Source organism: Streptomyces kronopolitis (genome assembly GCF_014646275.1).
GTDB lineage: Bacteria > Actinomycetota > Actinomycetes > Streptomycetales > Streptomycetaceae > Streptomyces > Streptomyces kronopolitis.
On sequence record NZ_BMND01000010.1, the window covers coordinates 60,065 to 83,966 of the forward strand.

General features: G+C 75.6%; 23 protein-coding genes. 18 read left to right on the plus strand and 5 right to left on the minus strand.

Annotation, left to right across the window (positions count from 1 at the left end; genetic code table 11):
* The first annotated feature begins 109 nt into the window (after positions 1 to 109).
* From IEY78_RS13915 to IEY78_RS13935, 5 genes are all read left to right on the plus strand, one after another.
* Positions 110 to 403 (plus strand): acyl carrier protein, encoded by a 294-nt coding sequence (locus IEY78_RS13915; RefSeq protein ID WP_189098031.1) that lies wholly within the window; start codon positions 110 to 112, stop codon positions 401 to 403.
* Positions 403 to 1,632: a beta-ketoacyl-[acyl-carrier-protein] synthase family protein gene (locus tag IEY78_RS13920; protein WP_189098033.1), complete on the plus strand. Its 1,230-nt coding sequence runs from the start codon at positions 403 to 405 to the stop codon at positions 1,630 to 1,632. Before IEY78_RS13915 ends, IEY78_RS13920 begins: the two co-directional genes overlap by 1 nt.
* A 74-nt stretch (positions 1,633 to 1,706) precedes the next feature.
* Positions 1,707 to 3,242, plus strand: a complete 1,536-nt coding sequence (gene crtI, locus IEY78_RS13925) for a phytoene desaturase family protein (RefSeq protein ID WP_189098035.1) — start codon at positions 1,707 to 1,709, stop codon at positions 3,240 to 3,242.
* A complete protein-coding gene (locus tag IEY78_RS13930) occupies positions 3,239 to 4,240 on the plus strand; it encodes a phytoene/squalene synthase family protein (RefSeq protein WP_189098037.1) in 1,002 nt (333 codons plus the stop codon). Before crtI ends, IEY78_RS13930 begins: the two co-directional genes overlap by 4 nt.
* Positions 4,237 to 5,235: a DUF5914 domain-containing protein gene (locus IEY78_RS13935; RefSeq protein WP_189098039.1), complete on the plus strand. Its 999-nt coding sequence runs from the start codon at positions 4,237 to 4,239 to the stop codon at positions 5,233 to 5,235. The genes IEY78_RS13930 and IEY78_RS13935 overlap by 4 nt, the downstream gene beginning before the upstream one ends.
* Before the next feature lie 36 nt (positions 5,236 to 5,271).
* Here the strand turns inward: IEY78_RS13935 and IEY78_RS13940 are convergent, their stop codons facing one another.
* Both IEY78_RS13940 and IEY78_RS13945 read right to left on the minus strand, forming a co-directional pair.
* The gene (locus tag IEY78_RS13940) at positions 5,272 to 6,837 is read right to left on the minus strand and encodes an FAD-dependent oxidoreductase (RefSeq protein ID WP_189098041.1); all 1,566 of its coding nucleotides are present in this window, start codon (positions 6,835 to 6,837) and stop codon (positions 5,272 to 5,274) included.
* Positions 6,838 to 6,897: 60 nt separating this feature from the next.
* The gene (locus IEY78_RS13945) at positions 6,898 to 8,085 is read right to left on the minus strand and encodes a lycopene cyclase family protein (protein ID WP_189098043.1); all 1,188 of its coding nucleotides are present in this window, start codon (positions 8,083 to 8,085) and stop codon (positions 6,898 to 6,900) included.
* Positions 8,086 to 8,284: 199 nt separating this feature from the next.
* On the opposite strand from IEY78_RS13945, the gene IEY78_RS13950 reads away from it, so the two are divergent.
* The 11 genes from IEY78_RS13950 (at position 8,285) to tgmB (ending at position 18,790) form a co-directional block, all read left to right on the plus strand.
* On the plus strand, positions 8,285 to 9,526 hold the full coding sequence (locus tag IEY78_RS13950; RefSeq protein WP_189098044.1) for an NAD(P)/FAD-dependent oxidoreductase: 1,242 nt from the start codon (positions 8,285 to 8,287) through the stop codon (positions 9,524 to 9,526).
* A gap of 158 nt (positions 9,527 to 9,684) precedes the next feature.
* Complete coding sequence (sigK, locus tag IEY78_RS13955) at positions 9,685 to 10,275, plus strand: ECF RNA polymerase sigma factor SigK (protein ID WP_189098045.1); 591 nt, start codon at positions 9,685 to 9,687, stop codon at positions 10,273 to 10,275.
* Entirely contained in the window at positions 10,272 to 11,018 is a 747-nt protein-coding gene (locus tag IEY78_RS13960; protein WP_189098046.1) for an anti-sigma factor, read from the plus strand. Before sigK ends, IEY78_RS13960 begins: the two co-directional genes overlap by 4 nt.
* 222 nt (positions 11,019 to 11,240) lie before the next feature.
* Positions 11,241 to 12,506 (plus strand): NAD(P)/FAD-dependent oxidoreductase, encoded by a 1,266-nt coding sequence (locus IEY78_RS13965; protein WP_229699933.1) that lies wholly within the window; start codon positions 11,241 to 11,243, stop codon positions 12,504 to 12,506.
* Positions 12,503 to 13,273, plus strand: a complete 771-nt coding sequence (locus IEY78_RS13970; RefSeq protein ID WP_229699934.1) for a DUF1365 domain-containing protein — start codon at positions 12,503 to 12,505, stop codon at positions 13,271 to 13,273. The genes IEY78_RS13965 and IEY78_RS13970 overlap by 4 nt, the downstream gene beginning before the upstream one ends.
* On the plus strand, positions 13,270 to 14,583 hold the full coding sequence (locus tag IEY78_RS13975) for an SAM-dependent methyltransferase (protein WP_189098047.1): 1,314 nt from the start codon (positions 13,270 to 13,272) through the stop codon (positions 14,581 to 14,583). Before IEY78_RS13970 ends, IEY78_RS13975 begins: the two co-directional genes overlap by 4 nt.
* Positions 14,580 to 15,875 carry an SAM-dependent methyltransferase gene (locus IEY78_RS13980; RefSeq protein WP_189098048.1) on the plus strand — a complete coding sequence of 432 codons (1,296 nt, stop codon included), beginning with the start codon at positions 14,580 to 14,582 and terminating at the stop codon, positions 15,873 to 15,875. Before IEY78_RS13975 ends, IEY78_RS13980 begins: the two co-directional genes overlap by 4 nt.
* On the plus strand, positions 15,872 to 16,699 hold the full coding sequence (locus tag IEY78_RS13985; protein WP_189098049.1) for a DUF1295 domain-containing protein: 828 nt from the start codon (positions 15,872 to 15,874) through the stop codon (positions 16,697 to 16,699). Before IEY78_RS13980 ends, IEY78_RS13985 begins: the two co-directional genes overlap by 4 nt.
* Positions 16,696 to 17,397, plus strand: a complete 702-nt coding sequence (locus IEY78_RS13990) for an alpha/beta hydrolase (protein WP_189098050.1) — start codon at positions 16,696 to 16,698, stop codon at positions 17,395 to 17,397. The genes IEY78_RS13985 and IEY78_RS13990 overlap by 4 nt, the downstream gene beginning before the upstream one ends.
* A 265-nt stretch (positions 17,398 to 17,662) precedes the next feature.
* Entirely contained in the window at positions 17,663 to 17,854 is a 192-nt protein-coding gene (gene tgmA / locus IEY78_RS13995) for a putative ATP-grasp-modified RiPP (RefSeq protein ID WP_040901932.1), read from the plus strand.
* Between the two features lie 6 nt (positions 17,855 to 17,860).
* A complete protein-coding gene (gene tgmB, locus IEY78_RS14000; protein ID WP_189098051.1) occupies positions 17,861 to 18,790 on the plus strand; it encodes an ATP-grasp ribosomal peptide maturase in 930 nt (309 codons plus the stop codon).
* Between the two features lie 60 nt (positions 18,791 to 18,850).
* On the opposite strand, the gene IEY78_RS14005 is transcribed toward tgmB, so the two are convergent.
* From IEY78_RS14005 to IEY78_RS14015, 3 genes are all read right to left on the minus strand, one after another.
* Complete coding sequence (locus tag IEY78_RS14005; protein ID WP_229699935.1) at positions 18,851 to 19,372, minus strand: hypothetical protein; 522 nt, start codon at positions 19,370 to 19,372, stop codon at positions 18,851 to 18,853.
* Positions 19,373 to 19,511: 139 nt separating this feature from the next.
* The gene (locus IEY78_RS14010; RefSeq protein WP_189098053.1) at positions 19,512 to 20,780 is read right to left on the minus strand and encodes an acyl-CoA dehydrogenase family protein; all 1,269 of its coding nucleotides are present in this window, start codon (positions 20,778 to 20,780) and stop codon (positions 19,512 to 19,514) included.
* A gap of 283 nt (positions 20,781 to 21,063) precedes the next feature.
* Positions 21,064 to 21,522, minus strand: coding sequence for an RrF2 family transcriptional regulator (locus IEY78_RS14015; protein ID WP_189098055.1), 459 nt, complete (start codon positions 21,520 to 21,522; stop codon positions 21,064 to 21,066).
* A 164-nt stretch (positions 21,523 to 21,686) separates the two neighbouring features.
* Here IEY78_RS14015 and IEY78_RS14020 point away from each other — a divergent pair, with 164 nt between their 5' ends.
* Together IEY78_RS14020 and IEY78_RS14025 are read left to right on the plus strand one after the other, a co-directional pair.
* The gene (locus IEY78_RS14020; RefSeq protein WP_189098057.1) at positions 21,687 to 22,397 is read left to right on the plus strand and encodes a response regulator transcription factor; all 711 of its coding nucleotides are present in this window, start codon (positions 21,687 to 21,689) and stop codon (positions 22,395 to 22,397) included.
* Entirely contained in the window at positions 22,394 to 23,887 is a 1,494-nt protein-coding gene (locus IEY78_RS14025; RefSeq protein WP_189098059.1) for a sensor histidine kinase, read from the plus strand. Before IEY78_RS14020 ends, IEY78_RS14025 begins: the two co-directional genes overlap by 4 nt.
* Positions 23,888 to 23,902: the final 15 nt, after the last annotated feature.

Sequence of the window (23,902 nt, forward strand, 5' to 3'; positions counted from 1 at the left end):
CCGCCCGCGCACGGACACCGGAGGCCGGTCCGCACCGGCGTCCCGCGCCCGGCGGCACCGCGGCCGGGACCCGCGGCCGGCACCGTCCCGTCCACCGAAGGAGTCACCCGTGCCCACCAGTACCGAGCTGATCACCACCACCCTCACCGAGACCTTCGACCTCGACCCGTCCGAGGTCACCCCCGAGCGCACCTTCGAGGAACTGGGCATGGACTCCCTCGCCCTGGTCGAGATGGGGCTGATGCTCCAGGAGCGCACCGGGGTGACGCTGAACGACGTGCCGCTGCACACGACCATCGGCGGGCTGGCGGCCCTCATCGACCGCGCCGAGGCCGAGCGCTCCGAGGCCGACCGGTCCGGGGCCGACCGGGCGCTGACGGCCGCGCCGAACAGCACCCGCTGATGCCCGGCCCCTGCCGCGAGGTCGCCGTCACCGGGCTGGGCGTCGTCAGCCCGGCCGGTATCGGCGCCCGGGCCACCTGGGACGAGCTGCTCACCGGCCGGTCCACCGCCGCCCGGGACCCGGAGCTGGCGGGCCTGCCGGTGGACATCTCGTGCCAGGTGCCGGACTTCGACACCGCGCGGCTGGTCGGCCGGAAGGCCGCCTGGCGGCTGGACCGCTTCGTCGCCATGGCCCTCCTCGCCGCCCGGCACGCCGTCGCCGACGCCGGCCTGGTCCCCGGCGAGTGGGACGCCGCCCGGGTCGGCGTGGTCATCGGGACGGGAACGGCCAGCATGGAGCGCTACGTCGGCGAGTTCGCCAAGCTCGCGGCCGGCCGCCCGCTGGACATCTCGCCGCTCGCCGTCACCCGCAGCGTGCCCAACATGGCCGCCGCCGAGATCGCCCTCGACCTGACGGCCAAGGGCCCCAACTTCGCGGTGTCCACCGCCTGTGCCTCCGGCAGCAGCGCGCTGGGCGTCGCCCGCGATCTGCTGCGCGCCGGGAGCTGCGACCTCGTGCTGGCCGGCGGCGCGGAGTCGGCCCGCCACCCCATCCCCGCCGCCTGCTTCCATCGCATGGGCGCCCTCTCCGCACGCGTCGCCGACCCGGCGGGCGCCTGCCGCCCGTTCGACGGCGCCCGCGACGGCTTCGTGCTCTCCGAGGGCGCCGCCGTCCTGGTCCTGGAACACCCCGAGCACGCCCGGGCCCGCGGCGCCCGCCCGCGGGCGCAGCTCGCCGGCTACGGGGCGACCTGCGACGCCTACCACTACGCCGCCCCCGACCCGGACGGCCGGGGCGCCGCGGCGGCCCTCACCGCCGCCCTGGCGGACGCCGGTCTGGCGCCGGGGGACATCGACCACGTCAACGCGCACGGCACCGGCACCCGGCTGAACGACCTGGCCGAGGCCAGGGCCCTGCGGTCGGTCTTCCGCGCGCCGCCCGCCGTCACCTCCCTCAAGGGCGCCCTGGGCCACGCCATCGGCGCGGCCGGTGCCATCGAGGCGGCCGTCACCGTCATGAGCCTTCAGGAGTCCTGCATCCCGCCCACCGCCAACCACGAGGACCGCGACCTCGACATCGACCTGGACATCGTGGCCAAGGCCCCGCGCCGCACCCCGCTGTCCGCCGCCGCCAGTACGTCCTTCGGCTTCGGCGGCCAGAACGCCGCACTCGTCTTCCGGGCCGTCTGACCACCGCTCAACCCGCCGCACCGGACCGCTGTTCCACCCCTCGTCCCGACCCGCCGCGCCGAACGGAGCGCCGTATGAGAGCCGTCCCGGGCCGCACCGACCACGTGGTGGTGGTCGGCGCCGGACTCTCCGGACTGTCCGCCGCCCTGCATCTGCTCGGCGCCGGCCGCCGGGTGACCGTCGTCGAGAGCGAGGAGCGGCCCGGCGGCCGGGCCGGCCGGATCGAGCGCAACGGCTACCGCATGGACACCGGCCCCACCGTGCTGACCATGCCCGACCTCCTCGACGAGGCGTTCGCCGCGGTCGGCGAACGCCTCACCGACCGGCTCACCCTGCGGGCCCTGCACCCCGCCTACCTCGCCCGCTTCGCCGACGGCAGCGAACTGGCGGTGCACACCGACCCGGAGGCGATGGAGACCGAGGTCGAACGGTTCGCCGGCGCCCGGGCAGCCCACGGCTACCGCCGGCTGCGCCACTGGCTCCGGCAGATGTACGACGTCCAGCGGCACCGCTTCATCGACACCAACTTCGACTCGCCCCTCCAACTGCTCCACCCCGACCTGGTGCGGCTCGCCGCCCTCGGCGGGTTCGGCCGCCTCGACGCCCGGATCGGCCGCTTCCTGCCCGACCCGCGGCTGCGCCGGGTCTTCTCCTTCCAGGCGCTGTACGCCGGGGTGCCGCCGGCCCGCGCCCTCGCCGCCTACGCCGTCATCGCCTACATGGACACCATCGCCGGGGTGTACTTCCCCCAAGGCGGCATGCACGCCGTGCCCGAGGCGATGGCCCAGGCCGCCGCGGACGCCGGCGCCGCCTTCCGCTACGGCCAGCCGGTGACCCGCCTGGAGCGCGCCGGCGACCGGATCACCGCCGTGCTCACCGCGCACGAGCGGATCCCCTGCGACGCGGTGGTGCTCACCCCGGATCTGCCCGTCGTCCACCGGCTGCTCGGCCGCCGGCCGCGACGCCCGCTGCCCCTGCGCCACGCGCCGTCCGCGGTGATCCTGCACGCCGGCACCGACCGGACCTGGCCGCAGCTGGCGCACCACACGCTCTCCTTCGGGGCCGCCTGGGAGCGCACCTTCGACGAACTCACCCGCACCGGCCGGCTGATGAGCGACCCCTCCCTGCTGCTCACCCGCCCCACCGCCACCGACCCGCAACTCGCCCCGCCCGGCCGCCACCTGCACTACATCCTGGCGCCCTGCCCCAACACCGAGACCGGCCCCGGCGCCCGCACCTGGCACGACCTCGCCCCCCGCTACCGCGACAGCCTGCTCGCCGTGCTGGAGCGCCGCGGACTCACCGGCATCGGCGCCGCCATCGAGGAGCAGCACCTGGTCACCCCGGCCGACTGGACCGCCCAGGGACTCGCCGCCGGCACCCCGTTCTCCGTCGCCCACACCTTCGCGCAGACCGGGCCCTTCCGCCCCCGCAACCTCGTGCGCGGCACCGAGAACGCCGTGCTCGCGGGCTGCGGCACCACCCCGGGCGTCGGCATCCCCACCGTCCTGCTCTCCGGCAAGCTCGCCGCCGCCCGGATCACCGGACTCCGGCCGCCCCGCCGCGCCCCCGGCCCGTTCCGCCCCGCGAAGAGAGGCATCCCGGTATGACCGACCGCGAACTGGACGCCGCAGGTGTCACCGACCCGCTCCTGCGCGACGCCTACGCCCACTGCCGCCGGCTCAACGCCCGGCACGGCAAGACCTACTTCCTCGCCACCCGGCTGCTGCCCGCGTCCCGCCGCCCGGCCGTCCATGCCCTGTACGGCTTCGCCCGCTGGGCCGACGACCTCGTCGACGAGCCCGGCGCCGGCCGCACCACCGACGGCCGCGCCGCCGCGCTCGACGCCCTGCGGCAGTGCCTGGAGGACGGCCTGCGCGGCGCCCCGACCACCGAGCCCGTGGTGCGGGCGGTGGTGCACACCGCCGCCCGGTACGGCATCGACCACCGCCACTTCCTGGACTTCATGGCGTCCATGCGCAGCGATCTGACGGTGACGGACTACCCCACCTACGCCGACCTGCGCCACTACATGCACGGCTCGGCCGCGGTGATGGGGCTCCAGATGCTGCCGGTGCTCGGCACGGTCGTCCCGCAGGAGGAGGCGGCGCCGCACGCCGCTGCCCTCGGCATCGCCTTCCAGCTCACCAACTTCCTGCGCGACGTGGGCGAGGACCTCGACCGGGGCCGGATCTACCTGCCCGCCGACCTGCTCGCGGCGAACGGCGTCGACCGCCACCTGCTGCGCTGGAGCCGGGACACCGGCGCCCGCGACCCGCGCATCACCGCGGCCCTGATGGCCGCCGCCGACCTCACCCACGGCGTCTACCGCGAGGCGGCGCCCGGCCTCGCCCTGCTCGAACCGTCCGCGCGCCCGTGCATCCGCACCGCGTACGTCCTCTACCGCGCCATCCTCGACGCCGTGCGCGACGACGGCTACGCCGTGCTGCACCGCCGCGCGGTGGTCTCCCGCCGGCGCCGGGTGGCCACCGCCGCGGGCGGTCTGGCCCGTCTGGCCGCCACCCGCCTCACCGCCGGACGGTCCGCCGCACCGCCCGGTGGGGCCCCGCGGCCCGCTCCCGCGCGGGTGCCGGAGGAGGCCTCGTGAGCCGGGCGCCCCGTCCGCGCCTCCCGCTGCGGCTGCGGCGGCCGCAGCCCTGGGCACAGCAGCGCCCCACCTGGCGGGACGCCCGGCCCGCGGTCATCGCCGACGCCGTGAAGGCCGCGCTCGCCCGCCCCTCCGGCAACTGGTTCGTCCTCGGCGCGGCCCGCGACATCGCCCCCGGCCGCGCCTTCGGCCGTACCGTCGCCGGCATCGAGGTCGTCGCCTGGCGCGACGCCGCGGGGCGGCTGGTCGCCGGCCCCGGCGCGTGCCCCCACCTGGGCGCGCCCCTCGCACTCGGCCCGGTGCACTGCGGCGTGCTGCGCTGCCGGTGGCACGGACTCGCCCTGGACGGCGCCCCGTTCGCCGGCTGGGAGCCGTTCCCCGCCCACGACGACGGACTGCTGGCGTGGGTGCGGCTGGACGGGGCGGGCGGCGAACTCCCGCTGCCACAGCCGGTCCTCCCGGTCCGGCCGCGGCCGGCCGGAACCGTCGCCGCCGTCCACACCGCGACCGGCGTCTGCGAACCCGAGGACGTGGTGGCCAACCGGCTCGACCCCTGGCACGGCGCGTGGTTCCACCCCTACTCCTTCGCCGACCTGACCGTGGCGGACTCCCCGGCCGGCGGCGAGCCCTCCGAAGGCCTCACCGTCGAGGTCTCGTTCAAGGTCGCCGGCCGGGCCGTCGTGCCGGTCACGGCGCGGTTCACCGCCCCCGAGCCGCGCACCGTGGTCATGCACATCGTGGCCGGTGAGGGGCGCGGCTCGGTGGTGGAGAGCCATGCCACGCCACTGGGCCCGGACGACCGGGGACGCCCGCGCACCGCCGTCGTCGAGGCGATCGTGGCCACCTCCCGGCGCCCGGGATTCGCCCTGGCCCGCGCGGCCGCGCCCGCTCTGCGCCCGCTGATGCGCGCCGCGGCGGCCCGGCTGTGGCGTGACGACATGGCCTACGCCGAGCGCCGCTGGCAGCTGCGCAGCAGCGGACGCCTCCCGGACTGAGGCGCCGCCCGCCCGGCGTCCGGAAGGCGCCCCCGTTCACCGTCCGGACTGTCCGGCCGCCCACCGCAGCACCGCCGAACGCCCCCTGCCCGGCACCGTCCACAGCGTCTGGCCGCGCACGCCCCAGCGCGCCAGCAGGGCGTTGGCCGCGAGGAACCCGGTCGTCGCGGCGCGCTCCATCAGCGCCACCGGGAGCGTGGTGCGCACCGCGTCGCTCGCCACCACCAGCCGCGGGTCGGGGGTGTGCACGGTGGGCCGGTCGCCGTAGCCGCCGACCGGGAACAGCGGGCAGTCCGCCCGCCACTCGTGGCGCCGGTCGACGATCCGGGTGCCGCGGGTCTCCGGGTAGAGGGCGTGCAACTGGCGTACCAGACCGCGCTGTTCGCGTGGCCGGTCGGCGTCCGGGGACACCGCGTAGGCGTGCAGTTCGAGCACCGAGCCGCCGGTACGGGCGGACCAGCGGGCCGCCTCGCCCTCCCAGCGCTCCAGCACGCTGACGTTGTCCAGGGAGCCGTAGCCGCTGGTCCCCAGGAAGCCGGGCCGGTCGGCGTACACCCGCCGCTCCAGCCACAGCCGGGACACCAGGAACGGCGGCGCGGTCCGCAGCCGCCCGATCCGCGCCCGCCAGGCCGCGTTCCCCAACCGGGGCGAGGCGCCCACCAGCCGGCGCAGCCCGCCGGGATCCAACGCGAGGACCACCGCCTCGAACCGGCGCTCCGCGCGCTCCCCGGACACCGCGACGCGCAGCCCGCCGTCCGCCGCCGGTTCCACCCCCGCCACCTCCGTGTCCGTGTGCAGCGCCGCCCCGTGCCCGGCGAGATACCGGCCGAGGGGCTCCCACAGGGCCTGCGGGAAGGGCTCGCCGGGCACGTCGAACAGCAGGCCCTCGCTGGAGCCCAGGAAGTAGATGTGGAACATCAACGCCAGCTCCGCGGCCGACAGTTCCCGCGGATCGGCGAAGAAGCTCCGGGAGAACACCTCGAACGCGAGGTGCCGGGCGGCTTCGGGGAACCGGATGCGGTCGAGGAAGTCCCAGGCGCTGGTGCGGTCCAGCCGCTCGTAGACCTGCGGCACCCGCACGTCAAGCAGCGGCAGCGCCGCCCCGGGGCGCATCCGCGCCAGATCCCGCCAGCCGAAACTGGGGCTGAGCGCCGCGAAGCCCAGCGCGCTCCAGGGCGGTGTCCGCGGCACCCGCGCGAAGCTGTCCCGCAGGCCCGAGCGGTGGTGCAGCGGATAGTCCGGCAGCCGCCGGAGCACCTCCAGCCCCGGGTCGGCCCGCCGCAGCAGCCCCCGCAGGTTGTAGTACTGCGGGAAGAAGGCGTGGAAGCCGCGGCTCATCGTCGCCCGCGAGCCGTCGGCCAGCCGCACCGGCCAGCCCGCCAGCCGGCCGCCGAGGCTCCGCTCCCGCTCGTACAGGGTCACCCGCACACCCCGCTCGGCCAGCGCCGTCGCGGCGGCGAGGCCCGCGATGCCGCCGCCGATCACCGCCACGCCCGGCCCCTCGGGCGCGGCCCGGTCCCGCCCCGGTGGCCCCGGCAGCCGGTGGGCCCGCCGGTCACGTCCGCGTCGCGCGGCCCCGTCGTGCCGCTGTCGAGGTGTCACGAGCCCTCCTCAAGGGGTCGGTAGGAGGGGCGGCGGGCGCCCCGTGCGGGTGGGGGTCGGTCACCAGGGCGCGGCACGGCGGGGCAGCAGCGGGAGTTCGGCGACGGTGCGGAGCATCGGCAGCACGGGGGTGCGCAGCCCGATGGTGACGTCCTCCCACAGCCGCGAGCGGCCGTCGAGGAACCGCAGCAGCCGCGCCGTCGGCACCGTGCGGAACAGCCCGGCGAAGAACTCGGCCCCGTCCACCCGTCCGCTGTCCAGCGCCCGCAGCAGCACCGCGTCCAGCGCCCGGTGCCACGAGGTGTGCGCGGGCGGCGGGAGCGGCGTCCGGCCCGCCCGCAGGGCCGCCGCGATCAGCGCGCTCTGCCGCTGCACCGCGGCGAAGGTGTACCCGGTCGAGGGGCGGGTCGCGCCGCCCGCGGTCCCGATGCGGAACACCGCGCGCCCGCCCCGCCGCGGGAAGCGCCCGTCGGTCATCGGGATCACGCCCTGCTCGGTCCCGGTGACCCGGAACGCGCCCAGGCGCAGCACCTGTTCGGTGTAGTGGCGCAGGGCCCGCTCGTAGCCGGCGGTGTCCAGGGCGCGGCGGGAGAACTCGGTGTACTCCACCAGCGCGGCACACTCGTCCAGCGGCAGCACATAGCCGAACGACAGTCCGTGGGCGGGCTGCGGGGTGCGGAAGTCCATCAGATCCGCCGTCGCGGGGTCGAACGCGGGGCGCCGGGTCCGCACGAACCACCCGCGGAAGTGCTGCCGGAGCGTGGTGCGGGCCGACGGCAGGCGGCCGGCCGGGCGGGAGTCGAAGGCCCAGCGCGCCCGCAGCAGCACCGGCCGCCCCGCCGCGTCCCGCCCCCGTACCTCGGCCCCGCCGGGCGCGTCCCGCACGTGATCGACCGTCGCCTCGACCCGTGCGACGCCGCCCGCGCCGGCGAGCCGGGCGCCGACCAGGGCTTCGAAGTCCCGCGAGCGCAGCATCTTGTACCGGAAGGGCGCGGGGCTGCCCACGGTCGCCGCACCACCGGGCCCGTGGACCCGCAGCCGTTCCCACGAGGCGGTCAGCGCGCCGTCGAAGGCGCCGCCGGGCGCCTCCCAGTAGCACCAGGTGCGCTCCGGCGGGGTGCGGGGGCCGGGCGGCGCGTCGACCAGCAGCACCCGCGGCCCGGGGCCCGCCGCGGGGGCGCACAGCCGGTGGGCGAGCGAGAGCCCGGCCGCTCCCGCGCCGACGATGACGGCATCCGCGTCCCGCACACCCGGTCCTCTCCGTGCCTCGTGCCCCGACGGCGATCCTCGCGCAGGTCCCGGCCGGGCGGCCGGGTGCGACGCGCGGGAATTCCGGTGCATCCGGCCGGGCGCCGCGGCGGGACGGTACGAAGAGCCCACAGCGGCGCACCGGCCCCGCCGGCCCGAGGCGTGCGGACACGGTGCCCGAGGCGAAAGGCGGTGCCCCATGACGGCAGCCGGCAGTGCGGTCGATGTCCTGGTCGTCGGCGCGGGAGCGGCCGGGCTCGCCTGCGCCGCCGATCTGCGGTCGGCCGGGCTGGCCGTCCAGGTCCTCGAAGGCTCCGACGGGGTCGGCGGGCGGATGCGTACGGACCGGGTGGAAGGGTTCGTCATCGACCGTGGCTTCCAGGTGTTCAACACCGCCTACCCCCAGGTCAAGCGGCGGATCCAGCGGCGTGCGCTGCGGCTGCACCCCTTCTCGCCGGCCGTGCTCGTGCACACCGGCAGCGGCCGGCTGCGCTTCACCGACCCCAGCCGCGAGCCGCGCCGGGCGGCCGATCTGCTGCCGGGCCGGCTGGCCGGCGCCCGGGACCTGCTGGCGCTCGGCGGACTGTCGGCCCGCGACGCGCTGGCGCCGGCCGCCCTCCTCAAGCGCGGCACGGAGCGCACCACCCGCACCGCGCTCGCCGCGGCCGGGGTGTCCGAGGAGTTCGTCGCACGGTTCTTCCGGCCGTTCCTGTCGGGGATCTTCCTGGAGGACGAACTGGAGACCTCCAGCCGCTTCTTCCACCTGGTGTGGCGCAGCATGATCCGCGGCACCCTGTGCCTGCCCGGCGACGGCATCGGCGCGGTGCCCCGGCAGCTCGCGGGCGTCCTGCCGCCGGACACGGTGCGGCTGGACCGCCCGGTCGCCCGGCTCACCGACGACGGGGTGATGACCGCCGGCGGCGAGCACCTCCCGGCCCGCACCGTCGTGGTCGCCACCGGAGCCGCCGCGGCCGCCTCCCTGCTGCCCGGGCTGTACATCCCGCCGCACCGCGAGGTCACGACCTACTACCACGTGTCGACGGCGACCCCGCTGGCTGAGCCGACCCTGCTCGTCGACGTCCGCCGGCGGTTCCTGCACACCTGCGTCCTGAGCGAGGTGGTCCCCGGTTACGCGCCGGACGGCTACAGCCTGGTGGCCACCTCGGTGCTCGGCGCGGACACCCCGGGACGGGAGGACGGAGTGCGGACGGCGCTGGCCGAGGCCTACGACGCCGACACCGACGCATGGGAGCTGCTCACCGTCCGCACCGTCCATGACGCGCTGCCCGCGATGCTGCCGCCGCAGCCGCTGAGCCGGCCCTCGCGCATCGGCACCGGCCGCTATGTGTGCGGGGACCACCGGGCGACCGGCTCGGTCCAGGGGGCGCTGGCCTCCGGCGCCCGCGCGGCCCGCGAGATCCTGCGCGACCTCGGCCGGTAGCCTCCCGCCGGCGGGCCGGGGCCGCGCGGGCCGGGGCCTGGAGGGACAGGGGCGGGTGCGGCGACCGCCGGGCCATCGGCAAGAATCCCTCTCTCCACCAATCCAGGTGTCACCCGGCGCCGAATCAGCTGTGACCACGTCACAGTCCGGAGGTGTCCATGCCCGTCGCAGCCCGCCGCGGCGACCGCTCCTCAGCGCCGCACAGCGGTGCCCTGGAGTCCCTGCTCGACCGCGTCTCCCGGGGCGATCAGCAGGCGTTCGAGAGTCTCTACACGGCGGTGGCCGGGACCGTGCTGGGCCTGGTGCGCCGGGTGGTGCGGGACCCGGCCCAGTCCGAGGAGGTCGCGCAGGAGGTGCTCATCGAGGTGTGGCGGTCCGCGGCCCGCTTCGACCCGCGGCAGGGCAGCGCGATGGCCTGGATCATGACGATGACGCACCGCCGCGCGGTGGACCGGGTGCGCTCGGCCCAGGCCGCGGCCGACCGCGACCACCGGGCCGCGGTGCACGGCTACACCGCGGCGTTCGACGAGGTCAGCGAGCAGGTGGAACGACGGTTGGAGCGCGAGCAGGTCCGCCGCTGCCTGGGACAGCTGACCGAGCTCCAGCGGGAGTCGGTGACCCTCGCCTACTACCGCGGGTACACCTACCGTGAGACCGCCGACCTGCTCGGCACGGCACTGGGAACGGTCAAGACACGGCTGCGGGACGGGCTGATCCGGCTCCGCGACTGCCTGGGGGTATCGGCATGAGCACCGTCGAACTGCACACCCTGACCGGCGCCTACGCCCTGGGCGCGCTGACCGGCCGGGAGGCCGCGGAGTTCGCCCGCCACCTCGACCGGTGCGAGGCCTGCACCCAGGAGGTCCGCGAGCTCCAGGAGACCGCGGCCCGGCTGGCCCTGGCGGTGGCCGAGGTCCCCCCGGCCGCCCTGCGCACCCGGGTGATGGCCGCCCTGCCCGAGGTCCGGCAGCTGCCGCCGGCCGAGCACGCGGCGAACGTGGTGCCGATGCGCCGGCGGATGCGGCACCGGCTGCCCTATCTGGCGGCCGCCGCCTGCCTGGTGGCCGCCGCGGTCGCCGGCGGGTACGCCGTCCAGGCCCGGCAGGACGCCGACGCGCAGCGGGACCGCGGCGTGCGCGCCGAGCAACAGGCGGCGGCGGTCAGCGCGTTGCTGGCCGCCCCGGACGCCACCTTCCACACCACGGCGCTCAAGGGCGGCGGCAGCGGGACGGTCGTGGCCTCCGAGCGGCAGGGCCGCACCGCGTTCCTCTACCACGGCCTGCCGGCGCTGCCCGGCGGGCGGGTCTACGAACTCTGGTACAGCCGCGACGGTTCGATGGTGCCCGCCGGACTCGTCGAGACCGGCCGCTCCAGTGGCGCGATGCTGCTGACCGGCGGACCGCGGGGCGCCGACGGCGTCGGCATCACCGCGGAACCGCCGGGCGGCTCCAGCCGGCCCACCAGCGCACCCCTGGGCCTCCTCGGCGTGTGACCGCCGCGCCCCACCGGCCCCCCGCGCACGGCTGACGGCCCCTCCGCCGACCTTGGCGGCGGGGCCGTCAGCCGTGCCCGTACGCGCCCCGCGCCTCCCGTCGACGGCTCCGAGTTCGTGCACATCGCCACCAATCCGCGCCGCCACCGGTTCCGAATCCCCTGGTGAGCAGGGCGCCGCGGGAGGAAGCGGCCCCGCCCCGACAGGAGGAGGCAGCCGGCTGTGGAGCGTCGACGGACAGCGGTGGTGGGCGGCGGCGTCGCGGGGCTCACCGCGGCCCATGTGCTGGAGCGAGGCGGGTGCGAGGTGACCCTGTACGAGGCGGAGGACCGGCTCGGCGGCCACGCCCACACGCACGACCGGCCCACGGGCGACGGCCGGACGGTACGGGTCGACACCGGCTTCATCGTCCACAACGAGCGCACCTATCCGCTGCTGCTGCGGCTCTTCCGCGAACTCGGCGTGGCCACCCAGGACTCCGAGATGAGCATGTCGGTGCGGTGCGAGGGCTGCGGACTGGAGTACGCCGGTGCCCGCGGCCCGGCCGGGGTGTTCGCCCAGCCGCGCAACGTCCTGCGGGGCCGCTATCTGCGGATGCTGACCGAGATCCGGGCCTTCCACCGCGCGGCGCGCACCACGCTCGCCCTCGACCCCGGCGACGCCCTCACCCTCGGCCACTTCCTCACCGCGCACCGCTTCTCGCGGTACTTCGTCCACCACTTCGTCATGCCGCTGGTCTCCGCGGTGTGGTCCTGCGCCCCCACCACCGCCGTGCGCTATCCCGCCGTCTACCTGTTCCGCTTCCTGGCGCACCACGGGCTGCTGTCGGTCGGCGGCTCCCCGCGGTGGCGGACGGTGACCGGCGGCTCGGTGGAGTACGTCAGCCGGATCGGCAAGCAGCTCACCGCGGTGCGCACCGGCACCCCGGTCCGCGCCGTCCACCGCACTCCCGACGGGGCCCGGATCGTCACGGAGGACGGCGCCGAACACGCCCATGACGCGGTGGTGCTGGCCACCCACCCCGACCAGGCCCTGCGGATGCTCGCCCGGCCCACCGACGACGAGCGGCGGATCCTCGGCACGTTCCGCTACTCGCGCAACACCACCGTGCTGCACGGCGACACCTCGCTGCTGCCCCGTGCCCGCGGGGCCCGCGCCTCGTGGAACTACCTGATGTCCTCCTGCACCACGCCCGCCGACGAGGTGCGGGTCAGCTACGACATGAACCGGCTGCAACGGCTGGACACCGCCGAGGACTTCGTCGTCACCCTCAACGCCGGCGACCGCGTCCCCGCCGACCGGGTCCTGGCGCGCATGGTCTACGCCCACCCCCAGTACACCCCCGAGTCGCTCGCCGCCCAGCAGCGGCTGCCGCAGCTCAACACGGCGGTCACCGCGTTCGCCGGGGCCTACCACGGCTGGGGCTTCCACGAGGACGGCTGCCGCTCCGGCGTCCAGGCGGCCGCGGCCCTGGGGGTGCGCTGGTGACCGCCCCCGCGGCCGCCCCGGCCGTCCCCGGCACCGAGGCGCACACCCCGGCCCTCTACGAGTGCGTGGTCTCCCACACCCGTACGGCCCCGGTGCGCCACGCGCTGCGCCACCGCACCTATCTCTGGCTGATCGACCTCGACCACCCGCCCCGCCTCCCGGCCGCCCTGCGCCCCCTGGCCCGGTTCGACCCCCGCGACCACTTCGGCGGCACCGCGCCCTCCCTCCGGGCGGGCCTGGAACGCTTTCTGACGAGCCGTGGCGTGGCACTCGACGGCGGGCGGGTGCTGATGCTCGCGCACGCCCGGGTCCTGGGACACGTCTTCAACCCGCTGACCCTGTACTGGTGCCACGACCGGCACGGCGCGCAGATCTGCGTCGTGGCCGAAGTGCACAACACCTACGGCGAGCGCCACTGCTATCTGCTGCGCACCGACGCACAGGACCACGCGGAGACCGCCAAGGAGTTCTATGTCTCCCCGTTCTTCCCCGTCGACGGCGCCTACCGGATGCGCCTGCCCGAGCCGGACGGCCGCCTCGATCTGACCGTCCAGCTGCGACGCGGGGCGAGCACGCCGTTCACCGCGACCGTACGCGGCACCCGGCGGCCCGCCACCGCCCGGCAGTTGCTGGCCGCGGCGCGGCGCCACCCCTGGTCGACCGCCGCGGTCTCGGCCGCGATCCGCCGGCACGGCATCCGACTGCTCCTGCGCGGGCTTCCCGTGCAGCCCCGAACCCGCCACCGCCTTCAGGAGGGCATGAAGTGAACACCTCCGTCTCGGACCGCACCGAAGCCGGTGCCGCCGCCCCGGCCGCCGCTGTCGCGACGGCTCCGGCGCAACCGGACGCGGCAGCCTGGCCGGATGTGGCGCGCGGCCCACACGCCTCGGCCCTGCGCACCGCCGCGACCCGCAGCATTGTGCAACGTGCCCTGGGCGCACTGCCGTTGCGCGTCCTCTACGGTGACGCGCCTGTCACCGGCGTCGAGGGCCCGCTGCTGCGGGTGCACGACCCGGCCGCGTTCTTCGGCCGGATCGGCGCCGACGGGCTGATCGGCTTCGGCGAGTCCTACATGGCGGGGGAGTGGGACGCCGACGACCTGGTTGGCGTACTGACCGTGCTCGCCTCCCGGCTGACCTCGCTGGTGCCCCGCCCGCTGCAGTGGCTCCGGGGCGTCTGGGCGCGCCGCCGGCCCGGCGCGCAGCGCAACACCCTGGACGGCGCACGGCAGAACATCCACCGCCACTACGACCTGTCCAACGACCTCTTCTCGCTCTTCCTCGACCGCAGCATGACCTACTCCTCGGCCGTCTTCCGCAAACGCCCCGCCGAGTGGGACGCGCTCCCCGACGCCCAGCACCGTAAGATCGACCGGCTGCTGGACCTGGCCGGCGTCGGCGAGGGCACCCGGCTGCTGGAGATCGGCACCGGCTGGGGCGAACTGGCCCTGCGCGCCGCCGCCCGCGGCGCCCGGGTGGTGTCCGTGACCCTGTCGCAGGAGCAGCGGGACCTGGCCGTCGAGCGTATCGCCCGGGCCGGCCACGCGGACCGGGTCTCGGTGGAGCTGTGCGACTACCGGCAGGTGACCGGGGTCTACGACGCCGTGGTGAGCGTGGAGATGATCGAGGCGGTCGGCGCGGAGTACTGGCCCGTCTACTTCGAGGCGCTGGCCCGCCTGGTGGCACCGGGCGGCCGGATCGCCCTCCAGGCCATCACCATGCCGGACGCGCGGATGCGCGCCACCCGCTCCACCTACACCTGGATCCACAAGTACATCTTCCCCGGCGGCATCGTCCCCTCCGTCGAGGCCGTCGAACGGTGCGCGGCCGCCGCCGGACTCCGGGTGCGGGAGAACGACGGATACGGCGGCCACTACGCCGAGACGCTGCGGCTGTGGCGCGAGCGCTTCACCGCACGCTCCGCCGAGGTCGCCGCGCTGGGCTTCGACCCGGTCTTCCGCCGGATGTGGGAGTTCTATCTCGCCTACTCCGAAGCCGGGTTCCGGGCCGGCTACCTCGACGTGCGCCAGCTGCTCCTGACCCCCGCCGCCCCGACGAAGGACGGAGAGCGCCGATGACGCCCGTCGCGCACCGACTCGCCGCCCTCCTCGCCGGCCACTTCCCGGGCGGCCTGCCGGTGCGGCTGCGCGCCTGGGACGGCAGCGAGGCCGGGCCGCCGGACGCGCCGGTCGTGGTGCTGCGCGCCCGGCGCGCACTGCGCCGACTGCTGTGGCAGCCCGGCGAACTGGGCCTGGCCCAGGCCTATATCGCCGGCGAGCTGGACGTCGAGGGCGACCTCGCCGACGCGCTGAGCAGAGTGTGGCGCACGGTACGCGACAGCGGCCCGGCCCCCGCCGCTCCCGGCCCCCGGCAGCTGGCCGCGCTGTCCGTCACCGCCCTGCGCCTGGGGGCCCTGGGCCCGCGTCCGCCCGCACCCGGCGCCCCGCAGGCCCGGCTGCGCGGTGCCCTCCACAGCACCGGCCGCGACCGCGCCGCCATCAGCCACCACTACGACCTGTCCAACGACTGGTACGCGCTGCTGCTGGACGAGACCATGGCCTACTCCTGCGGCTACTGGACCCGCCCCGACGACCCGTCCTACGGACCGGCCGACGCCCAGCGCGACAAGCTGGAGCTGATCTGCCGCAAGCTGGGACTCTTCCCCGGCGCCCGGCTGCTGGACATCGGCTGCGGCTGGGGGAGCCTGTCGCTGTACGCGGCACGGGAGTTCAAGGCCCACGTCACCGCGGTCACCCTGTCGCGCGAGCAGCACGACCACGTGGCCGCCCAGGTCGCCCGGGAGGGGCTGGGCGAGCTGGTCGACGTCCGGCTCCGGCACTACCGGGACATCGCGGAGGCCCCCCACGACGCGGTCTGCGCCGTCGAGATGGGCGAGCACGTCGGCGACGCGCAGTACCCGGCCTTCGCCGCCCGCCTGCACACGCTGCTGCGCCCTGGCGGACGGCTGCTGGTCCAGCAGATGTCCCGCGGCGCCGGCGCCCGGGGCGGCGGTGCGTTCATCGAGTCCTACATCGCCCCCGACATGCACATGCGTCCGCTCGGCGAGACCGTCGGTCTGCTGGAGGCCGCCGGGCTGGAGGTGCGGTCCGTCGAGTCGCTGCGGGAGCACTACGCACGGACCATCGCCGCCTGGCACCACACCCTGGAGACCCGCTGGACGGAGTTCGTCGCACTGGCCGGGGAGCCGACCGCCCGGGTGTGGCGGCTGTACCTTGCCGGCAGCGGACTCGCGTTCCGCGAGCGCCGGATGGGCGTCGACCAGATCCTCGCGGTACGCCCCACCCCGGAAGGAGAGGCCGCCATGCCGCCCACGCCGTACGACTGGTACGTGCCGGGAGGACGGGGATGACCGGACTGCCCTGGGCGGCCCTCGCCGTCAACGCCGCCGCGTCGGCCGGGGCCGCCCTCGCGGTGCTCCTCGCCACCTTCGCCGTCGCCCGGGCCAGAGGACTGCACCGCCTGGTGGACATCGCCTGGGGCGTGGCGTTCGCCGTGGTGGCCCTGGTCAGCTGGGCGCTGTCGGCCGGCCACGGCGACGACGGCCGGCGGCTGCTCGTCACCGTCCTCACCGTGGTGTGGGGGCTGCGGCTGGCCGCCCACATCGCCCGCCGCGGCCGCGGGCACGGCGAGGACCCGCGCTACGAGCGGCTGCTCGCCAGGGCTCCCGGCAGCCGCGACGCCTACGCCCTGCGCATGGTCTACCTGCTCCAGGCCGCCCTGGTGTGGCTGGTGTCGCTCCCGGTGCAGGTGGCCCCGTACGTGCCGGTGCCGCTGGGCCCCGGGGCCGTCGCCGCCGGGCTGCTGTGGGCCGCCGGCTTCGTCTTCGAGAGCGTCGGCGACCATCAGCTCGCCCGGTTCAAGGCCGACCCGGCCCACCGGGGGAAGGTCATGGACCGCGGCCTGTGGAGCTGGACCCGGCACCCCAACTACTTCGGCGACTTCCTCGTCTGGTGGGGGCTGTTCGGACTGGCCTGCGGCACCTGGCAGGCCGCCGCCGTCACCGTCGTCTCGCCGCTGGTGATGTCCTGCCTGCTGACGGTCGGCAGCGGCAAGCGCCTGCTGGAGAAGCAGCTCGCCGACCGCCCCGGATACGCCGCCTACACGGCCCGCACCAGCGGATTCCTCCCCCTGCCACCGCGCCGCCACCCCGACCCCGAGGACCCCCGCCCATGACGACCTCCCCGGCCCGGCCCCCGGAACCCGACGACGGGCAGCCGCACCGGCCGCTGCTGGTGCACCATGGCCCGGACACCGCCCAGGCGGCGGTGCTGCTGCTGCACGGAGGGCGTCCCGACGACCGCACCCCGCCCACCCGGCTGAACCTCCCCGCGCTGCGGATGCGGCCCTTCGCCGCCGCGATCTCCCGCACCCCGCGCGGCCGGGAGGTGCTGCTCGCCTCCGTGCGCTACCGCTACCGGGGCTGGAACGGGCCGCAGGCGGACGCCGCCCGGGACGCCCGCGCGGCGCTCGACGAACTGGTCGCCCGGGCCCCGGATGTGCCGGTGGTGCTGGTCGGCCATTCCATGGGCGGCCGGGCCGCCCTGCGCACCGGCGGACACCCCGCGGTGCGGGGCGTCGTCGCGCTCGCCCCCTGGTGCCCGCCGGGGGAGCCCGTCACCCATCTGCGGGAGCGGACCCTGGTGCTGCTGCACGACGTACGCGACCGGATCACCGACGCGGAGGCCTCCTGGCACTTCGCCGACCGCGCCCGGCGGTCCGGGGCCCGGGTCCACACGGTCGCCATGCCGCGCGGCGGACACACCATGCTCCGGGGCGCCCGCCACTGGCACCGGCTGACCGTGGACCTCGTCGCCGCCCTTCTGGACGGCACACCCGTGCGGGACGCGGTCGGCGGGGTGCCTCCGGAGTAGGCTCACCGGTCACTGACGGCCCGTCAGCCCCGCCTGCCAGGGCGGGGCTTTGCGGCATGCCCGGGGCGCGGCGCCTACGCGGCGGCACGTAAGGAGAACAGTGAGTACGCGTTCGCCGCTTTTCAGTCAAGTGGAACGCTGGAAACGAGCAAAAGAAGCAACTAAACGGCCAGATTGTCGCGTCTTCCGTGCAGAGTCATAAGGCGGGGCCTTCCACCTCTGCCCCGTGGCTAAGGCTCGGAAACTGTTTTTTGAAGGAGATGGCATGCGACCGTTTGCGTTGAGTTACGCCCGGCCGGCGGTGAAGTCGGCGACCAGCACCCCCTACAGCTACGACGCCACGCGGCAACTCAACGTCCTGCCGGACGGACGCCCGGCCACCTGCAGCCGCGCCGTGCTGCTGGCCACCGGCACCACCGCCTCCACCGCCGGTTCCAAGACCCACTTCGACGACTGAGCACCGATGACCGTCCTGGTCCTCACCTGTGAGGAAGACCTGACCGCGGACATCGTGGTCGCGACGCTGCACGACCTCGGGGTGCCGCTCGTCCGGCTCGACCCCGCCGACCTCCCCGGGCGGGTCTCGCTGTCGGCGGAGTACACCGACAACGACTTCCACGGATATCTGAAGTCGGGCGAACGCATGGTGAGCCTCGACAGCCTGCGCTCGGTGTGGGTCCGCCGGCCCGGCGCTCCCGGAGCACGCTCGGCCGAACAGTCCGCCTGGATCACGGCCGAGGCCGAACAGGCGCTGTACGGCATGCTCAGCTGCACCCGGGCACGCTGGATGAACCACCCCACCGCGGCCGCACAGGCCCGCTACAAGCCCTGGCAGCTCCACGTCGCCCACCGCAGCGGCTTCCTCGTTCCCCCCACACTGCTCACCTCCTTCCCGTCCGCCGCCCGCCAGTTCGCCGCCGCCCAGCGGGACCTCGTGGTGAAGTCGGTCAGCGGGAAGCACCCCGGTGACCCGCCGATGGTGCTGCCCACCACCCGCATCAGCCCGGACACGGACTTCTCCGGGGTGGCGGCCGGCCCGACCCTGCTCCAGCGGCATGTCCCCAAGGCCGCCGACATCCGGCTGACCTGCGTCGGCGACCAGCTCTTCGCCGCCCGCAAGAAGGCCGACCCGGACGAGGTGGACAGCCGCTTCACCCACCACGGCACCTGGGAGCCCGTCGAGGTCCCGGACACCATCCACCGGGCGGTGCTCTCCTACCTGGACATCGCCCAACTCGCCTACGGTGCCTTCGACTTCGCCGAGGACCCCGAGGGGGCCTGGTGGTTCCTGGAGTGCAACCAGGGCGGCCAGTTCGGCTTCGTCCAACTGGAGACCGACCAGCCCATCGCCCGGGCCATCGCCGACTGGCTGGCGGTGAAAGCACCGCACTGACCCGGGGAGCGGCACCTGCCCGGACGGAACCTCGATCCGACCCGGGCCCGCTGCCGTCGGCTACTTGCTCACGACGTTGGCGATCACGATGAACAGGCCGATCAGCACGTCCACACCACCGACGCGCAGGGACGCCGGCCACCCCCGGCCGGCCACTCGGGCCGCCCACACACCCCAGCCGAACAGCGCCACCATGTTGATGCCCAGGGCGACTTCGACCGCGCTCTCCTCGCTCCACCAGAGCGCATAGGAGCCGAGCAGGGCGGCCACCGTCGGCACCACCGCGGCCACCAGCGGCCATTCGGTGAGCATGGAGCGCACCGCGCTCGCGGTGACCTGGGTGTCCTCCTCGGTGCGGTGCGCGATGGAGTGCGCATAGCCGTGGGCCGCGGCCGACGCGATCGCCGCCAGCGTCACCCACAGCGCGTCATACCCGGGGTCCGCCGGCCGGCCCTCGTGGTCCAGGGCCGCCGCCAGCGCGCTGGCGAGCACCGAACCGTACACCCCGCCGAACAGCAGCCGCTGGAGGGGCTCCCCCCGTCTGGCGGGCCGGTGTACCGGAACACTGCTGCTTTCTGACAAGGCGCCACCTCACAGGACCGACGGGCTTCCCCGCTCGGGGAGGCACACACGAGATGTAGCAGCCCCCGGTGCCGATCCGTTCGAAGCTGCGCCGACGCCCCGGCATTTTGCCCCTCACCGCGTGACGGGCCCCGAGCGGTCAGGCGCGCAGAGTCAACGGCGGGTGCGTACCGTTCAGATAGTGGTCGCCGATGTCGCGGAGCCGGTGGGCGGGGGAGGCCTGTGCCGTGAGGACGCGGGCATTGCGCCAGAACCGGTCGAGCCCCAGGGAGTCGGCGGCGCCCCCGGTGAGTTCCAGGACGCGCGTGGTGATCCGCATCGCCGCGCGGCCGGTGACCGCCTCCGCCGCGGCCACCCGCACCGCGATCTCGGCCCGCTCGTCGACCCCGAACCCGCCGCCGGCCGCCAGTCCCCTCGCCAGCGCCTCGGTCGCCGACTCCACCACCACGGCCGCGGTATGAGCCGCCGTCACCAGCTCCCCGTACGCGAGCAGGAGATAGGGATCCGCACCGGTGCGGTCCGCATAGGCGTCCCCGTAGGCGTCGTCTTCCGGCGGTGTCCCCGGCAGGCGGCCCGGTGCGGCCCGGTCGGCGTCCCGCGCCTCGGCCAGCGCGCCTTCGGCGGTGCCCAGGGCGACGTGCACCAGGGCGAGCCGGAGCGCCAGCGGGGCGAGCGTGGCGTACGGAGGGACGCTGTGCTCGTCGCGGGGGACGGTGCCGAGCACCTCGTCCACGAGGACCGGGACGCCGTCGAAGGTGAGGGTGCCGGCTCCGGTCAGCCGCTGGCCGAGGCGGTCGTGCGCGGCGTCGGCCGTCACACCGGGACGCTCCGGGTCCAGACGCACCATCAGCCAGTCGCCGGTGGCGGTGTCCACCCCGCCGAGCACCAGCCGGTCGGAGACCTGCACACCCGCGGCGAGGGCGGCGCGCCCGTCGAGGAGGTATCCGCCACCGGCCGGTGTGAGCGCGAGGCCGGGCTCCGCGGCCGGCTCGGCGCCCGGGAGGTCGGTGCTCCCGCCCCACAGCCACTGCTCCGCCACCGCCCGGCGCTCCAGCCGGTCGGCCCGTTCCGGGGCGGCGAAGAAGCGGGCGCTCCACGACAGCGCGTAGTGCCGGCCCAGCAGTTCGCCGATGGAGCCGTCCGCCGCCGCGATCTCCCGGACGACCGCACAGGCGGTGCGCCAGTCGGTGCCCCGGCCGTCCGGACCGGGCGGGGTCAGCAGCGCGGGCAGCCCCGCCTCGCGCAGCCGCGCGGCCTCGTCGAACGGAGGCTTCCCCGCCCGGTCGCGCGGCAGGGCGTCCACCGCCAGATCGTCCGCGACCTCACGGATCAGCCGCGCCCGGAGCGCTTCACCGGCGCCCTGGTCCCACTGCGCGGGACCGGGCCGTGCTGCGGACTTCTTCGGCATGGCGCGGTGCACCGTCCTGTCGGGTGTGTCGGGCGCGGCACCGGCGGCCGCGCCACCGGCCGGAGAGGCGGCACGCCGTGCGGCGGCCCTGCCGTCTCTTCTTCCCTAGTTTTCCCACTGGATTGATAGGAATTGATGCCGGAAGCATGCGGCGCCGACTGCGCGCAGGGCAAGGGACGTTCACAGCGTGGACAAGGCGGTCTTGGGATACGAGATCAGCGCACGGGAGGGAGCGGGTCTGATCCACACGACAGGCCCTGGTCCGGGACCGCGGCGACGGTGCCTACGGATTGTCCCAGGCGGCCGGGTCCTCGGTCAGCGCGGACACCTCCGCCGGGAGCCCGGCCGACGCGACATCGGCCAGCGACACCCCGTCGAGGATCTCCCGGACATTGGACCGCAGGGCGATCCACAGCGGCAGCAGGGAGGCGGCGGGGCCGGTGTAGGACAGCTCCGGCGGGCGCACGCCGCGGACCGACACCAGCGGCCCGTCCACGACGCGGATCACGTCGGCGATGCTGATCGCCTCCGCGGCCCTGGCCAGCCGGTAGCCGCCGTTGCCGCCGCGCTGACTGTGCACCAGCCCGCCCCGGCGCATGTCGTTCAGGATGCCTTCGAGGAACTTGTGAGGAATGTCCTGGGCATGGGCGATGGCCTCCGCCTTGAGCGGTCCCGCCTCCCGTGCGGCGGCGAGTTCCAGCGCGGCACGCACGGCATAGTCCGCCCTGGCTGAGATCCGCATGCCCCGCATTATCCCGTACGGGACGCCGCGCGAGCCCTCCGGGTCCGCCGCGTCCCCCTCCTGTGACCACCTCCCCACCCGTCCGGCTTCCCCGACCGCGCCCGAGGCGGCGCCGAGGCCGTACCGCATGCTGTCGGCAGGCTGCCGTCACCACGGAGGGGTGCATGTACGGACAAAGCGGTACCGGACGGGTCCTGCTGGTGGACGATGACGCCGCGATCCGCCGCTCACTTGGCCGCGGGCTGCGGCTGAACGGCTTCACCGTCGCACTGGCGGAGGGCGGCAGGGCCGCGCTGGAGCGACTGGCGCAGTCGCCGCCGGACGTCATGGTCCTCGACATCTCGATGCCGGACCTCGACGGCATCACGGTGTGCCGGCGGCTGCGGGAGAGCGGCAACGACATACCGGTCCTGATGCTGTCCGCGCTCGACGAGGTCGCCGACCGGGTCGCCGGGCTCCAGGCCGGCGGCGACGACTACCTCGTCAAGCCGTTCGCCCTGGACGAGCTGGTGCTGCGCCTGCACGCACTGCTGCGCCGCCGGCCGCCCGCCGACACCGACACCGTGCACGTCGGCGGCCTCACCCTCGACGCGGCGGCGCACCGCGCGCGGCTCGACGACCGGGAGCTGACCCTGACCCGGCGGGAGTTCTCCCTGCTGGAGGTCCTGGCCCGCAACGCCGGGCAGGTGCTGACCCGCGACCAGCTGCTGGAGCGCGTCTGGGGCTACGACTTCGAGGTCCGCACCGACGCCGTGGACACCTTCGTCAGCTACCTGCGCCGCAAACTGGAGGCGGGCGGCCGCGGCCGGATCGTGCACACCGTGCGCGGCGTGGGGTTCGTGCTGCGGGACGACGAGAGCGGGGCGGCGCGATGAGGCTGTCCACCCGGATCGCGCTGGTGGCCGGGACGGTGGTGCCGCTGCTGGTGGTGGCGTCCGGCTGGGTCCTGGTGACCCTGGTGGGCAAGGACCTGCGCGCCCAGGCCGATCAGCGGCTCGCCGCACGGGCCCAGAGCGTGGCGGTGGCGGCCCGCGGCCTGCTGCGTGCCACCTCGCACGACCGGCCGCGCGCCGAACAGGCCCGCCAGCGCAAGCTGTTCACCGCCGCCCTGGACGTCGGGGTGCGGCTGACCGGCCCCGGCGGCACCCTGCGGGACGGCCCGCAGCCCGCCGGGCCGGTGCCGCCGCCCGGGGAGCGCACCCGCCCGGCCACCGTGCGGTCGCACGGCCAGAGCTGGCGGGTGCTCGCCGTACCCGTGGACGGCGGCGGCCCCGGGGCGCGCGGGACGCTGTGGCTGTTCTCCCCGGACACGGCGCGCGAGGCGCAACTCGGGCTGGTGCGCCGCCGGGTGCTCACGGTGGCCCTGCTGGCCGCGCCGCTCGCCGGTGGCGTCGGCTGGCTGCTCGCGGCCCGCGCGGCCCGGCCGCTGCGCCGGCTGCAACAGACGGCCGGCGGCCTGGATCCGTACACCAGTGCCGCCCGGCTGGAGCACGCCCCCACCGGCATCACCGAGGTCGACGACCTCGCCCGCACGCTCCAGACGTTTCTCAGCCGCTACGACGAGCAGGCCGCCCGCACCGTCGAGGCACTGGCGTCGGCCCGCTCGTTCTCCGCCGCCGCCTCCCACGAACTGCGCACGCCCCTGATGAGCATGCAGACCAACCTCGACATCCTGGAGGCGTTCCAGGACCTCGACGCCGCCGACCGGGCCGAGACCGTGCACGACCTACGGCACGAACACGCCCGCCTGCTGGGCCTGTTGGTGATGCTGCGCGCCCTGGCGCAGGGCGATCTGGTGGAGGCGGAGTCGTTCGAGGCCATCGACATGGCCGAGCTCGCCGACGAGGCGGCCGCCGGACTGCGGCGCGGACACCCCGCGGCCGAGGTGGCGGTCCACAGCAGCCCGGGGCTGAAGGTCCACGGATGGCGGCCCGGTTTGCGGTCGCTGCTCGACAACCTCCTGACCAACGCGCTGGTCCACGGCCGGTCCGCCGGCGCCGGCGGGTATGTCGCGCTCTCCGTGCGCACCACCGGCGAGGCCGCCGCGCCCGGCATCGTCCTCAGCGTCGACGACCGCGGCCCGGGCGTCCCCCCGCAGCGACGGGCGGACGTCTTCCGGCGCTTCCACCGCCGCCCGGACAGCCCCGGCTCCGGCCTCGGGCTCACCCTGGTCGCCCAGCAGGCCGCCCTGCACCGGGCCGAGCTGCGGGTCCTGGACGGCCCCGGAGGCCGCGGAGCCCGCTTCCAGGTGACGTTCCCCGCCGAGCGGCCCGGACGGCCCCGCCACCCGGCGCTGCCCGCACACCGGGACTGGCTGGCGGACCCCGCGGAGCGGCCACAAGGTTTCCACAAGGAACACCCCTAATTTCTCCGCAGATGC